Genomic DNA, 13,581 nt, shown 5'->3' on the forward strand with positions numbered 1-13,581 from the left:
TTAGGTATTTGACTATCAATTATTTATCGGATCGTTGCGAAAATAACGGTGTTTTATATCGTAAATTCATGTTAGTGATACCAATGAATTAAGGTGGGCCTTCCAAATAGTTCATCCAAAACTGAAGCGTGAATGGCATACTAAATCAGCTTTTTATTTATGTAAATCGTTATTGTCGGCAGGTTCGGTTTTTTTAATGGTTACCGTTATTTGGGTGCCATGCTTATTTTGAATGATAAATTCGCCCTGCAACTGTTCTGATAAACCGCGCATGAGATTCATACCTAATGAGTTGGTACTATCGCTATCAAAACTATCCGGTAAGCCGGTACCGTTATCCCTGATGGTAAGTAAGTAGTGTTCATTTGTCGTGTGCTCCAAAAAAATATAGATCATTCCTTTACGTCTATCGGGAAAGGCATATTTAATGGAATTGGTAATGGCTTCATTGATGATCAGGCCCAGGGGAAGGGCCTGGGCTATATCCAGCTCTAAGGGTGGTATGCGTAATTCAAAGCTGATATTGGCGGGGCCTATAAAGCTATCCCGTAGGTAAATGGTTAGCTCATCAATATAAATGGCCATATTGATAGAGGTAAGTTTTTCTGATTGATAAAGCTTTTGGTGAATGAGCGACATCGCGTGCATCCGCCGCTGGCTAATACGAATGGTTTCTAAAGCCACTTCATTATCTACATAGGCCGATTGCATATTGAGCAGGCTCATGGATGTTTGCAGGTTGTTTTTTACCCTGTGATGGATCTCTTTTAAAAGCAACTCTTTTTCTGTTAAAAGCGATTGTTGCTTTTGGTTCATGCTTTGAAGCGAACTGTTTTGATCGTCAATTTCTTCCTTTTGTTTCTTTAATTGGGCGTTACTTTTTTTGTTAAAGTAATACCTGCTGTAAATCATCACAATTACAAAAAGCAATAAACCAAAACCGGCATAGGAGATTTTTTTTGTAAGCGCGTCTTTTTGACGCTCCAGGATGTTTTGTGTTTTCAGCTCTTGTAGTTTTTTTTCTTTTTGCAGGGTTTCATACTTAATGTTGATATCGATGATCTGTCTGCTTTCGTTTTTACTGCTAATGGTATCTAAAAGATTGGCGTACTTATGCAGGTAATAAATAGATGATTTATAGTTATGTGCAACAGAATCTAACTGGTGCATCTGGAAATAATAACGCAAAAAATCATCTTTACCGGCCGGGATATCATTAACCGGGCGATAGACGAGCATCTTTGCATATTTACGGCTCATTGCGTAGTTTTTCATGAAGTAATAGGACGCGCAAAGTTTGAAGGTTAAATAGTGATTGATCATCCCGCCTTTTAAAACCTGGTTTTGTTGCTCCAGCTTTTCGGCAAGCAGGTAATAGTTATGAGCCTCCTTATAATTTCGTGCTCGTTGATAACAACTCCCCAGGGCTATGTAGGCGGTTTGTTTTTCAACGGGGTTAGCCGGAGGATAGTTTTTCCATGTTTTTTTGATCAGGTTGAGTACTTTTTTCCCGTCTTCGGGCGTGGCATATTGATTTGAAAATGAGGTGAGCAAGTCCCAAAACTCAGAGTCGCCACCGTGTTTTTCGTAAGCTTCCATCGCTCTTTTTTCCCAGCGGTTATATTCAGTTTCGTTGTTCAGCCGGATGAAGCCGTTCGAGATCCTTTTGTAGAAATGGGCCATTTCAAGCGAGTCGTTCGTTTTTTCCGCGCTGTTTAATGCTGCAAAGGCCATTTCAAGTTCTTTGGGCGAGTCTGAAGCCAGTAACGCATAAAAGGCCAATAGGTCATAACTGTACTGAGTATATGGAAACTGAGCCGATTTTTGCAATGCAAGCGATTGGGTTGCAGCGTCTTTGGCTTCGTTCATTTTGCCGCCGGCAAAACTTAGGTAAGAGATATCCATCAGTGTGTTTGCCTGGTTGCCGCTATCATTTAACGCTTTATAAAACTTTAAGGCTTTGTTTAGGCAATCAATTCTGAAAAGTGTTGTCTGCGCGACAAAAGGGCAGTACATACCCTCGTAATTCCAGCATTTTGCCTGAATTTGTTTATCGGTGATTAGTCTTTCATCATTGGTAACGGTACTAAACCAGCGCTTGCCTTCGGGGATATTATTTTCTTTGAAATAGCATTTCCCCAACAGGCAAGCACATTGGGCCGACCATTTGGTAAGTTTAAGTGTATCAGTCTCTTTTTTTGCCTGTAGCAGGTAAGCAATTCCCCTGTCGCTATCATATTGATGAAAGCCGGGGTGAAACGCGTAGTATGCGCCTATTAATAGCAAAAGCCGGGCATGATTGGCTCCTGTAATTTTAGCTAGCTGTCGTTTTGCGCTATCTATATTTCCGGTATCCATCCAACCACAATTTTTTAGGGTGTAGGCATCGTCAATGCCTTCTGCGATTGTAGATACGCGGCTCTGTTTATAACGTTTGCTAGTGATAAATAAGCTGCTATCTAAATCCACGCGCGCGTCCCTCAATACCGTATTAAATCCCGAACTCAGTTGTAGTAAAGTTCTGCCTGTGTATTTTTCAGCAGTTTGGGCCTGGGTGGAAAGCTCAAAGATGGTAAATAGCAGCAACAGGGATGATCGTTTTAACAAGGAAGGCATTGTGCCATTGCAAGATATACGGGTATGAACAGCCAGGAATAAGTATTTTATATTTTGAGTTGTATTGTGAAAGGCGGGTAAGTAGCTGCCGATAAGTTTATATTTTCCAGGTTTCATGTACAGCGAGGTAGCGATGGTACACATCCATCATTAAATCTGCCCATAATTACCCAAAAGTATACCGATGTTTATTCTTTTGATAATGAGTTGTTTAGTGTGTACTGATTTTGTTTTTGGTGTTTTATCTCGTGTTTTTACCAAATCTATGATGGATTTACCGGAGGGTATGTCTCATCATTTAAAGGGTTTTGTTTGTTAGTAACTCCATTTCCGGCATAATATTCCCGAAAACAAAGACCTGCATTTTCACTATCCATATTTACGCCGATATATTTGTCATAAACTCATTTGAGGATTTTACGATATAAAATACCATAAAATTAATATTTTATACATAATGTTCTGGTAGTTAGTGATTTATTTAATGGCATCAAAGTGGCATCTTCTGCGTCGAAAGCGCTGCTTTAAATTTTAATGCTATTAAATAATAAGGTTATCACTAAAAATGGAAACAAATCAGACTCTTGAAAACCCTGCAACCGGGATGAAGTTATTTTCGCTGGTAAAACTTGGTCGTTTAACATTAAAGCACCGGGTGGTGCATCCTCCTTTAACCCGGCTTCGGGCCAACCCGGATGATAGTGTAAGCAATATGATGATCGAATATTACACCCAACGTGCCACTGATGGCGGGTTTATCATCACTGAATCTACCCATCCCTCATATGATAGCCGCGGTTATATTGGTGCACCCGGCATCTACGAAGATCATCACATAGCAGGCTGGAAAAAAGTAGTTGATGCGGTACATGCAAAAGGGAGCTTTATCTTTATGCAGATCTCTCACGATGGCCGCCAATCACATGAATCATTAAGTAATGGGCAGCCACCAATCGCGCCATCTGTTGTGCCGTTTGAGGGGTTATCATTTACAGCAAATGGTTGGGTGCCTGTTACACCGCACCGGGCTATTGATATCTCAGAGATCCCCGCGTTGGTAGAAACATTCAGAAAAGCAGCAGAAAGGGCGTTGCTCGCTGGTTTCGACGGCGTCGAACTTCACAATGCCAACGGTTACCTGGCCGATACTTTTTTGCAGGATGGCACCAACAAAAGAACCGATGCCTACGGCGGATCGATAGAGCACCGTGTTAAGCTGCCGTTGCAACTGGTGGATGCACTGGTATCTGTATGGGGGGCAGATAGGGTCGGGGTTCGGGTATCTCCAAGTGGAAAATGGGGAGCCATTTCGGATTCGGACCCCAAAGCCACCTTTGGTTATTACGTTGAACAGTTGGATAAACTCGGACTGGCTTACCTGCACGTGATTGAACCCCGGGTAATGGGAACCGAAACGCTGGATGAAAAGCAAAGCCCGGTAGCTTCTGCTTTTCTGCGCAAGATCTTCAGAAACCCAATCATCTCTGCCGGTGGGTTTGATCGTGATGGCGCTGAGGCCATATTGCAAAGTGGCGATGCAGACCTGGTGGCATTTGGTCGCTGGTTTTCCTCAAACCCCGATCTGCCCGAGCGATTAAGGCACAACCTCCCGCTTACCCCTTATGAACGCGATGCTTTTTGGGGGGGTAACGAACATTTTTACATTGATTTCCCAACCTATGATCTTACAAGCCGGTAACCAAACAAGATTGAACATTCATTAAAAACCTTCTTTAAAATCGCCATGGTCAACAGCAAAAAATCAATAATCAAATTTCAGCAGATTTTAATTTTTGCTGTAAACGAGGTCGCCGTTGCGTCATTAAAACCGGGCGTATCAAAAGAAGATAGTGAACGCATTGTGCTGTCGCCGATAACTACAGTGCAAGTTGCCGGGAATGCCCGGGAAAATTTTAAGAACAGGTTAGAGAATTATCTGCGGATAATTAGGGTTCAAAGTAATGTTTTGAAGGACGAGCCGGATTTGACAGTTATAAAAATGACCCAGCAAGATGCCGCGGTTGACCTCTGCGCGTCGGTCGACGATTTATGGCGATCATCAATAACGTAAAGCAACAAATTATAAACCCAAATAGTAATCATATGAATACAGTAAAAGCATGGGCAGCTCTTGAACCGGGTGCCGAATTAATACCATTTACCTACGAAATGGGGCCATTAGATGCCGAAGAAGTAGAGGTTGAAGTACAATATTGCGGCTTATGCCATACCGATATTGCATTTATTAAAAATGAATGGGGTACCATACCCTTTCCATTGGTGCCTGGGCATGAAATTACCGGGAAGATTGTCGCACTTGGGGATGTAGCTAAAACCAAAGGACTCCGTATTGGCCAAACCGTAGGTATTGGCTGGACTAATGGCAGCTGTGGGCATTGCGGCCCTTGCCTGGATGGCGATCAAAACCTTTGCGAAAACGTAAAGGCTACCATTTGGGGGCACCACGGCGGTTTTGCAAGCAGGGTAAAAGCACATTGGATTTGGGCTGTACCTATTCCAGATGGATTGGACCCCGCCGACGCAGGCCCGATGTTTTGCGCGGGCATCACTGTTTTTTCACCGCTGATGGAGTATGGCGTTAAGCCAACCGATAGGATAGGAGTATTCGGTATCGGCGGCCTTGGTCACCTTGCTATTCAGTTTTGCCATGCCTGGGGGGCCGAAGTAACGGCCTTTTCATCTAACGCGGCCAAGCACGATGAAACAAAAAAACTGGGTGCCGATCATATCGTTTCCAGCCAGGATACCAGTGAATGGGATGTCCTGAAAGGAAAGTTTGATATCATCATTGTAACCGTAGCCGTACCGCTTGACTGGGATAAAATTATTGCCATGCTTGGGCCAAAGGGACGCCTGCACTTTGTAGGTATTGTTTATGAGCCTATCCCGGTATCGGTGATTGCTTTGTTAGGCGTTCAAAAATCGATATCTGCATCGCCCGGAGGTTCAAGGGGCGTGTTAGATAAAATGCTGCGTTTTGCAGCCCATCACAAAATAAAACCAGTTACAGAGCATTTCCCCATGAGCAGGATAAACGATGCTATTGCCCATTTAGAGGCAGGGAAAGCCAATTACAGGATCATCCTCGATGCTGATTTTAAATAACATGATCTGTTAAATCAACACAAAACAATAGTCATATGAAAACACAGGATAACAGTAACACCAAATTGTTTTCGCCAATTAAACTGGGCGCTTATGCGCTAACGCACCGCGTAGTTTTACCACCGTTAACGCGCATGCGTACCGAAACAGGTTTTATACCTAATGACCTGATGGTTGAATATTACGCCCAGCGTACCACACCCGGCGGGTTTATGGTTACAGAAGGTACCGTGATATCCGAGACAGGTCACGGTTATTACGGCGCGCCAGGTATTTATACCGATGAGCAGACGGAAGGCTGGAAAAAAGTAACCGCTGCAGTGCACGCCAAAGGGGGGATTATATTTTTGCAGCTTTTTCATGTGGGCCGCGAATCGCACAGGGATCTTCAGCCCGACCACGCATTACCTGGTGGGCCTTCTGTTGTGCCGCATGAAGATTTGGTGTTTACCCAAAAAGGCTGGGTGCCTGCAGATTTGAACCGGGCCTACGAAACAGAAGAAGTAGAAGCCCTGGTTGAAGATTACCGTAAAGCTGCCCAAAGGGCAAAGGATGCCGGGTTTGACGGGGTAGAGCTTCATGGTGCCAACGGTTATCTGGTTGATCAGTTTTTACAAGATGGCTCTAATAAACGCACCGACAAATATGGTGGCCCAATGGAAAACAGGGTAAGGTTTATGAAGGAAGTAGTGGAGGGCATGTTAGCTGTTTGGGGGCCGGATCGTGTTGGCGTCAGGCTGGGGCCAAGCGGCACGTTTAATTCCATGTCTGATAGCAATCCAATCGCGCTTTTTGGTTATGCGGCCGATCAGCTTAATCAATTCGGCATCGCTTATTTACACCTGATCGAACCAAGGATTAAAGGCAGTTATGAGGAAGTGGATGGCATGGAGCCCGTTGCCTCGATACATCTCCGTAAAATATTCAAGGGCCTCATCATTGCAGCTGGTGGGTTTGATTTTGAAAAGGGTAACGAGATACTCGAGAAAGGCTATGCCGATCTGGTTGCTTTTGGGCGGTATTTTATAGCCAATCCGGATTTGCCTTATCGTTTCAAAAATGGCTTGCCGTTAAACCCATATAACCGGGATACTTTTTATGGCGGAAACGCAAAAGGGTATATCGATTATCCTTTTTACAGCGAGGAATTAGTTGCTGAATAATTACCTATACCATTCATAATGCCCATTCCCTCTAAAAGCGGGGATGGGATATTTTTATAATAGGATTTGGGTCGCTGATGCTTCAAGCCCATGCACCGGGATAACAGATGCTGTTTTTTGCAGGATCGATTTGACCAGTTTCCCCAAAGTTTTTAGCGAGTCTTCTATTTTGGTACTCCATAACGGACAGCAATTAATGCGCATGAAATTTCGATAATGATTAGCTGCCGAAAAGATTTGGCCGGGGCAAAAGCCTATCCCGAATTTGAGCGCTTCCCGCTGTAATTCCAGCGCGTTGACATTTTCTGGCAATTTTACCCAAAGGCTGTAACCGCCGGCAGGCACCGAGATATTTACATCATCAGGAAAATATTCAAGGATGGCATTCCTGTACCTGGTAGTTTGTGCCTGGGCAAACTGCCTCAGTTTTTTAATATGCGCATTGTATTCGCCGGTTTCTAAAAAGCGACCAATGGTATCCTGCAACAGACCGTTAGTTGATATATTCTCCGCGAATTTCAACCGCTCAATTTGTGCCTGGTACTTACCGGCCGTAACCCAGCCTATCCTGAACCCGGGCATCAATGATTTGGAAAATGATGAACAAAATAACACATTGTCATAAGTATCGTAAGCCTTGACCGGTAATGGTCTTGTTTTGTCGTAGGATAGCTCGCCTAGGGCATCATCTTCAATTAACGGGATATTCAATTCGCCTAATAATTTTACCAGTCTTATCTTATTTTCCTCGGGCATAGCGCAGCCGTAGGGGTTTTGACACACCGGCATAAATAAGCAGGCTGCAACTTTATTGGCTGCCAGGGCGGTTTCCAGTTCGTCGAGGTTGAGACCAGTAACCGGTTCAACACTAATACCTAATGCTTTTAAGCCTTTGCTTTCCAGGCATTGCAAAACACCGGCATAGGCCGGGCTTTCGATAGCCACAATATCGCCTGGTTTGGTTATGGCCTCCAGGCAAAGACTTATAGCTTCCATACAGCCGTTGGTAATCAGGATTTCGTCCTGCTTAATACTGTGTTTCCAGTCGAACGTGTGCAGGGCTATTTGTTTAATCAACCTTGGATGCCCCTCTAAGAAAGAATATTGAAAAATGTTACGCTCTTCTTTTATAGAAGCCTGCATCACTTTATTGATCCTGCTGATGGGCAGGTATTCATTTGCAGGGGCAAGTGATGAAAAATTGATCACGCTATACTTAGCCGTATTTTTTACCATAGCCGCGGCCATGGTATTTACTTCAATAAACTCAGGCAGCGGAACATAACTTTTTACTGCCGTTCTTTTAATGATGCTTTTAATAAAGGTATTGATATAAAAGCCCGAACCGGGCCGGGATACAATAGCTCCTTTGGCCTCCAATATTCCGTAAGCTTGTTTAACGGTTGTAAGGCTCACTTTAAGCTCTTCGCTTACTTTACGTACAGAAGGTACTTTATCGCCGGGCTGCAATTGAAGGCCGCTGATCGTTTCTTCTATCTTGCTGACGACCTGTTCGTACCGGAAGGTTTTGTGTGGCATTTATATCGTATCTGGATAACAAATATAAGCCTTAATATGCTGTTAAACCTGTTTTACCAACTAATATTGCACTGCTATAACATAGTGAAATTATATAAAATATACCAACTGGTATTAGATTTTTGACACCTACTGTATCTTTTTCTGCATGCCCTTTAAGCGGACCTTTGACATATCAAATCGGTGATAATTATTAAAGATCACCGGTGCTAACAAGTCAAATAATAAAAAAATGAAATCAGAAATTAATGCAGTTAATACTGCTGATAACTCAAAACTATTTACCCCTGTTCAATTAGGCCCCTATCAATTAGATCACCGTATAGTGATGGCTCCATTAACCCGTATGCGTACCGAGGTTGATTTTATCCCTAATGATCTGATGGTTGACCATTATTCACAACGCGCAACCAAAGGTGGCTACATGGTGGCAGAAGGTACCGTAATTTCAGCAACAGGCCATGGCTATTATGGCGCGCCCGGAATTTATACTGATGAACATGTAGAGGGTTGGAAAAGGGTTACTGCAGCTGTACATGCCAAAGGCGGGATCATATTTGATCAGCTGTTTCACGTTGGTCGCCAGTCACATAACAGTCTTCAGCCTAACAATGCTTCACCAATTGGCGCTTCGGTAGTTCCATTTGAAGATTTTGTATATACTCCAACAGGCTGGTTACCTGCCGATATTAACCGTGCTACAACCACCGAAGAGGTTAAACAACTGGTAGAAGATTACCGCCAGGCAGCCATCCGCGCTAAAGCAGCCGGTTTTGACGGCGTTGAATTACATGGTGCAAACGGCTACCTGGTAGATCAGTTTTTACAGGATGGATCAAACCAAAGAACTGATATTTATGGTGGTTCGATAGCAAACAGGGTGCGTTTTATGCTGGAGATTGTAGAGGCATTGGTATCCGTATGGGGTGCAGATAAAGTAGGCGTAAGGGTAGGCCCAAGCGGTACTTTTGCATCAATGTTTGATAGTGACCCCATCGCCTTGTTCAGCTATGCGGCCGAACAACTGAATAAATTCAACCTGGCTTATTTGCACATTATTGAGCCGCGCATTAAAGGCGCTGTTGAAGAAGTTGAAGGTTTGGAGCCGGTGGCCGCCATGCACCTGAGGAAGATTTTTAAAGGAACTATCATAGCCGCCGGTGGCTTTGATTTTGAAAAAGGCAATGCCATTATTGAAAACGGTAATGCCGACCTGGTTGCCTATGGCCGTCACTTTATAGCCAATCCCGACCTTGTTTACCGTTTTGCAAACGGTTTTGAGTTAAACGCATATGACCGCGATACTTTTTATGCCGGCGATGCCCGTGGTTATAACGACTACCCTGTTTACGAGGAACAGGTAACTGTATAATAAATACGTCGAAGGCCGCTACGTTATAGCGGCCTTCGTTGTTAATGGTCTTATTTAATAATGAAAGCTAATAAAAGAGAGATGTTAAACTATCTTCAATCCATTGATGGGCTTATGGCCAATCAATCACAAATAGCCCGCACCGTTACATTTTCAGAAACCGGCGGTCCCGAAGTACTTGCCATAAATCACATCAATATACCGGCACCTGCCGCCAACGAAGTACGCATCCTGGTTAAAGCGATAGGCCTTAACCGTGCTGAAGCCATGTGGAGATCTGGCGCCTATATAGAAGAACCTATTTTACCGGCTAAACTTGGGTACGATGCCTCCGGGATCATTGAATCAGTAGGAAGCAATGTAAAGAATTTTGCGGTAGGCGATCAAGTGGGTACCATCCCCGCTTTTTCTCAAAACGAATACGGGGTATATGGCGAATTGATATTGACGCCTGCACACGCGGTTATCAAAAGTCCCCCATCGCTAAGCTTTGAACAGGTAGCAGCTATATGGAACCCATTTATTACGTCTTATGGTGCATTAATTGATGGCGCTCATTTATATGCAGGCCAATCGGTTTTAATTACGGCTGCTTCAAGCAGTGTAGGTCTTGCCGCTATCCAGGTTGCCAATATGGTGGGTGCTGTTCCCATAGCGTTGACACGTAAAAGCGACAAAAAAGAACAGCTTTTAGATGCAGGTGCAGCTTATGTGATAGCTACCGAAGAAGAGGATGTTGTTGCCGTGGTAAAAGAAATCACGAAGGGCCGCGGTGCCGATGTTGTTTTTGACCCGGTTGGTGGTCCGTTATTTGCCAAATTGTTGCTGGCGTTAACCCGCGGCGGGCAAATGTTTTTATATGGCGCACTTAGCGATGAAGTAACCCCGCTGCAATTGATCGATGTTTTAAACCAGGTGCCTGTTATTAAGGGTTATACTGTATGGGATATTACCAAAGACCCTGAACGGGTAGAAAAAGCAAGGAAATTTGTTTTTAGCGGGATCGCATCCGGCGCGTTAAAGCCAATGATAGCCAAAAAGTTTGCTTTTGAGCAAATTGTTGATGCTCACCGGTTCCTGGAATCTAACCAGCAAATAGGTAAAATAGTGGTAACCGTTTAATAACGGTAATAATAATTGTTGATTTGTTTTGATACCGTTTTGAACTGATAAAACCAGGAGTTGGGATATTAATTATCTCTTCCCCTGGTTTCAAAACGGTTTTCATTGCATCCAATTAGGTTGCTTACACTGCCATGGCCGCGTTTTTTGCGATCAATTGCGTTAACGCTTCCGGTTCAAAATAAGCCACCCATAAAGAAAGTGCCTTGTTATCTTTGATGGTCCAATGTTCAGATATCTTGATCCTGTCGGCCGTACCCACCAGCGCAATATTGATAAGTATGATTATGTGCTCATTTTCGCCTACAAGGGAAATGATCTCGCATCGTTTAAAATCAAGCACGGCGGTAACCTGGTGCAATACATCATCAAGATAAGCTTGCAGATTGCTCGTGCCGCCCCATGGTAAATAATTGGGTGCTGTAACTTCGAATTCCGGCAAAAATATCTCACCATATGCCTTTGCTTCACTATTGGTACCGCCTTCGTAAAAGCTTCGTACCAAAGCTTTATTACGGTTTGTTAAATGTTGGTCAATCATGGTATCTTAAATTAAAAGAAGTGTTTAACTAATGACCACATTTTCAGTAGCGTAAATCCAAAGGATCTTTTCGCGATCAATAAACAGGGCTTCATCTGGCGCTATGGTTTTAAAGTAATTGTCAGATGCAAACACCTTGTTGATATCTTCCATCTGCTCAAACCAAATTTCGGCTATGCCATCAAAAGGCGCTACCGGAAACTGATCAAGGCTTTCGCCGGTACTATGCACTTGGGTGTATTTTTTAACATATTGTTTTACTTCGGCCTGGCTGGAAAATAATGGACCGTGAATGTCTTTCCAATGGGCTTTAAATTCGTCCAGAGTAAGGTCGGCCCGTTTAGGAACGAGGATACATAATTTGATCATGATATTATTTTAAAGGAGATAAAGGGATAAACAATCCCGGCTGCAAAAGCCGGGATTGTTTGGATTGAATTATTTTGCAACACCATTGGCAGCCGCTTCAATTACTGCGGCTACTTCTTTAGGGTGCGATATAAAGGCTACGTGGCTGGCTTTAATTTCGGTTACTTTCGATCCTGCTCTTTTCGCCATAAAACGTTCTGCATCTGGTGGGATCATCCTGTCTTCGGTCGATACAATGAACCAGCTTGGTCTTGTTTTCCAGGCCGGAACGCTGATAGGCGTAACAGCGGCGGCAATGCCAAGCGGGGTTTGAGAATGTGCCATAAAGTCGGCCTGGGCTGGCGATAGATCGGGGCAAAAATCCTTGTAATACTTGGCCATATCATACCACAGCAATCCTCTCACCGGCGGCATAATGCCCGATTCCGGGTTTGGCGGACCGGCTTTCTGCAGGCTCAATAACGATTCGCCTGCATCTGGTGCAAAGGCCGATACATAAACCAATGCGGCTACACTTGAAGTATCGCCGGCTTCGGTGATCACAGCGCCACCATAGGAGTGACCCACGAGGATCACCGGGCCCTTTTGTCGTGCCAATATAGCCTTAACTGAGGCTACGTCGTCGGCGAGGCTCAGGTCGGAGTTGCTTACCACATCTACATGATAACCTTTAGCATTTAATATTTTGTAAACGCCTTCCCAGCCAGATACATCGCCCCAGGCACCATGCACCAATACAATGTTTTTAACCTGGGCAATTGCAGGGTTGGTAATAAAAAAAGAAGTAAGGAAAATGGCGAGCATACCTAAAAATGCCCCTCTCCTTTGTGTTGTACCGTAATGTTTAGTTTGGGTTTTACTTTTCATGATTGAATGTTTAAATTTTGATGATTTAATATTCAATCAGGAGGCAAGATGTATACCAGTAGTTAATTTGCTGATATGGAGTGGTTTGTGGTTTTGTTCTAATCGTAAACTGGCGTTATATCGTATTTTCATCAAGCCGCTGTCACTATTTGGTGTAACCTGGAGATTATACTCAAGTAATTATTCATTAAGGCTTTTGTTTTACCGAGGCATGAGATGCCAGTTCAGTTTTTAAGCTGTTGATAGTCATCAGCATCGGTTTAGTGCTGCTTAACACCCGGCAAATAGCATTTGCCCCTTCAATAGACACCAACATACGGGTTGCAAATTCATTGGGGATGATAGTGTCAGATAGTTCGCCGCTATCGATTCCATCCTGTATAATGTTTGTAAACAGGCTAATGGTAGTATCAACCATTGTTTTTACCTTTTTTTTAATCACCGGGTTGGTATCATCAGCCTCGGTAGAAAAATTTACAATAGGGCAGCCCCCATCAATATAACTGGCCAGCGGGTTCTTGTTATTATCCATAAACGCGCCAAGTTTAGCAATAGCGGTGCTATGCTTGTTAAAAGAGATGGTTCTTCGGTCGGTTAATTTTTTAAATAAAAGATCAACCGCATCCTGAGCTATCTCTTCCTTACTTTCAAAATGACCGTAAAAACAGCCCTTGCTGGTGTTAGAGGCTGCTATGATCTCGTCAACAGAAGTACCGGCAATTCCTTTTTCGTTAAATAAAATGGCAGCCCGCTCTATAATGTGCTGTTTCTTTTCTTCTGCTTTGCTCATTTCTATTTATTTACAATGTAAATATAGACTAAATGGTTTAAATTAGGTGGTTTGATAACGCGTTTTGAAATTATTT

The 13,581-nt window shown here is 43.5% G+C and carries 12 protein-coding genes; 6 read left to right on the forward strand and 6 right to left on the reverse strand.

Features of this window, described 5'->3' with window-relative positions:
• Positions 1-153: 153 nt before the first annotated feature.
• Positions 154-2,733, reverse strand: coding sequence for a sensor histidine kinase (locus tag AC1DV1_RS18385; protein ID WP_477361842.1), 2,580 nt, complete (start codon positions 2,731-2,733; stop codon positions 154-156).
• 448 nt (positions 2,734-3,181) lie between these two features.
• Between AC1DV1_RS18385 and AC1DV1_RS18390 the strand changes: the two genes are divergently transcribed.
• The 4 genes from AC1DV1_RS18390 to AC1DV1_RS18405 are packed head-to-tail and all read left to right on the forward strand — an operon-like array spanning position 3,182 to position 6,905.
• Positions 3,182-4,315, forward strand: a complete 1,134-nt coding sequence (locus tag AC1DV1_RS18390) for an alkene reductase (protein ID WP_477361844.1) — start codon at positions 3,182-3,184, stop codon at positions 4,313-4,315.
• Between the two features lie 45 nt (positions 4,316-4,360).
• Positions 4,361-4,687 carry a hypothetical protein gene (locus AC1DV1_RS18395; RefSeq protein ID WP_477361846.1) on the forward strand — a complete coding sequence of 109 codons (327 nt, stop codon included), beginning with the start codon at positions 4,361-4,363 and terminating at the stop codon, positions 4,685-4,687.
• Positions 4,688-4,719: 32 nt separating this feature from the next.
• A complete protein-coding gene (ahr, locus tag AC1DV1_RS18400) occupies positions 4,720-5,742 on the forward strand; it encodes an NADPH-dependent aldehyde reductase Ahr (RefSeq protein ID WP_477361848.1) in 1,023 nt (340 codons plus the stop codon).
• Between the two features lie 35 nt (positions 5,743-5,777).
• Complete coding sequence (locus AC1DV1_RS18405) at positions 5,778-6,905, forward strand: alkene reductase (RefSeq protein ID WP_477361850.1); 1,128 nt, start codon at positions 5,778-5,780, stop codon at positions 6,903-6,905.
• A gap of 54 nt (positions 6,906-6,959) precedes the next feature.
• Here the strand turns inward: AC1DV1_RS18405 and AC1DV1_RS18410 are convergent, their stop codons facing one another.
• The gene (locus tag AC1DV1_RS18410) at positions 6,960-8,444 is read right to left on the reverse strand and encodes an aminotransferase-like domain-containing protein (protein WP_477361852.1); all 1,485 of its coding nucleotides are present in this window, start codon (positions 8,442-8,444) and stop codon (positions 6,960-6,962) included.
• 232 nt (positions 8,445-8,676) lie between these two features.
• On the opposite strand from AC1DV1_RS18410, the gene AC1DV1_RS18415 reads away from it, so the two are divergent.
• Positions 8,677-9,816: an alkene reductase gene (locus tag AC1DV1_RS18415; protein WP_477361854.1), complete on the forward strand. Its 1,140-nt coding sequence runs from the start codon at positions 8,677-8,679 to the stop codon at positions 9,814-9,816.
• A 60-nt stretch (positions 9,817-9,876) separates the two neighbouring features.
• Complete coding sequence (locus AC1DV1_RS18420; protein ID WP_477361856.1) at positions 9,877-10,938, forward strand: zinc-dependent alcohol dehydrogenase family protein; 1,062 nt, start codon at positions 9,877-9,879, stop codon at positions 10,936-10,938.
• A gap of 124 nt (positions 10,939-11,062) precedes the next feature.
• Here AC1DV1_RS18420 and AC1DV1_RS18425 read toward each other — a convergent pair whose 3' ends face one another.
• From AC1DV1_RS18425 to AC1DV1_RS18440, 4 genes are all read right to left on the reverse strand, one after another.
• Entirely contained in the window at positions 11,063-11,479 is a 417-nt protein-coding gene (locus AC1DV1_RS18425) for a nuclear transport factor 2-like protein (RefSeq protein WP_477361858.1), read from the reverse strand.
• Between the two features lie 24 nt (positions 11,480-11,503).
• The gene (locus tag AC1DV1_RS18430) at positions 11,504-11,848 is read right to left on the reverse strand and encodes an EthD domain-containing protein (RefSeq protein ID WP_147051932.1); all 345 of its coding nucleotides are present in this window, start codon (positions 11,846-11,848) and stop codon (positions 11,504-11,506) included.
• Between the two features lie 69 nt (positions 11,849-11,917).
• Entirely contained in the window at positions 11,918-12,715 is a 798-nt protein-coding gene (locus tag AC1DV1_RS18435) for an alpha/beta hydrolase (RefSeq protein ID WP_477361860.1), read from the reverse strand.
• Between the two features lie 187 nt (positions 12,716-12,902).
• A complete protein-coding gene (locus AC1DV1_RS18440; protein WP_477361862.1) occupies positions 12,903-13,505 on the reverse strand; it encodes a TetR/AcrR family transcriptional regulator in 603 nt (200 codons plus the stop codon).
• Positions 13,506-13,581: the final 76 nt, after the last annotated feature.

This window comes from Mucilaginibacter sp. P4_D1 (assembly GCF_056401935.1).

What these genes read in the sequence shown, in the direction of transcription:
- AC1DV1_RS18385 (WP_477361842.1), bottom strand. Translation starts at nt 2,733, where the DNA reads ATGAAACCTGGAAAATATAAACTTATCGGCAGCTACTTACCCGCCTTT.
- AC1DV1_RS18390 (WP_477361844.1), top strand. Translation starts at nt 3,182, where the DNA reads ATGGAAACAAATCAGACTCTTGAAAACCCTGCAACCGGGATGAAGTTA.
- AC1DV1_RS18395 (WP_477361846.1), top strand. Translation starts at nt 4,361, where the DNA reads ATGGTCAACAGCAAAAAATCAATAATCAAATTTCAGCAGATTTTAATT.
- ahr (WP_477361848.1), top strand. Translation starts at nt 4,720, where the DNA reads ATGAATACAGTAAAAGCATGGGCAGCTCTTGAACCGGGTGCCGAATTA.
- AC1DV1_RS18405 (WP_477361850.1), top strand. Translation starts at nt 5,778, where the DNA reads ATGAAAACACAGGATAACAGTAACACCAAATTGTTTTCGCCAATTAAA.
- AC1DV1_RS18410 (WP_477361852.1), bottom strand. Translation starts at nt 8,444, where the DNA reads ATGCCACACAAAACCTTCCGGTACGAACAGGTCGTCAGCAAGATAGAA.
- AC1DV1_RS18415 (WP_477361854.1), top strand. Translation starts at nt 8,677, where the DNA reads ATGAAATCAGAAATTAATGCAGTTAATACTGCTGATAACTCAAAACTA.
- AC1DV1_RS18420 (WP_477361856.1), top strand. Translation starts at nt 9,877, where the DNA reads ATGAAAGCTAATAAAAGAGAGATGTTAAACTATCTTCAATCCATTGAT.
- AC1DV1_RS18425 (WP_477361858.1), bottom strand. Translation starts at nt 11,479, where the DNA reads ATGATTGACCAACATTTAACAAACCGTAATAAAGCTTTGGTACGAAGC.
- AC1DV1_RS18430 (WP_147051932.1), bottom strand. Translation starts at nt 11,848, where the DNA reads ATGATCAAATTATGTATCCTCGTTCCTAAACGGGCCGACCTTACTCTG.
- AC1DV1_RS18435 (WP_477361860.1), bottom strand. Translation starts at nt 12,715, where the DNA reads ATGAAAAGTAAAACCCAAACTAAACATTACGGTACAACACAAAGGAGA.
- AC1DV1_RS18440 (WP_477361862.1), bottom strand. Translation starts at nt 13,505, where the DNA reads ATGAGCAAAGCAGAAGAAAAGAAACAGCACATTATAGAGCGGGCTGCC.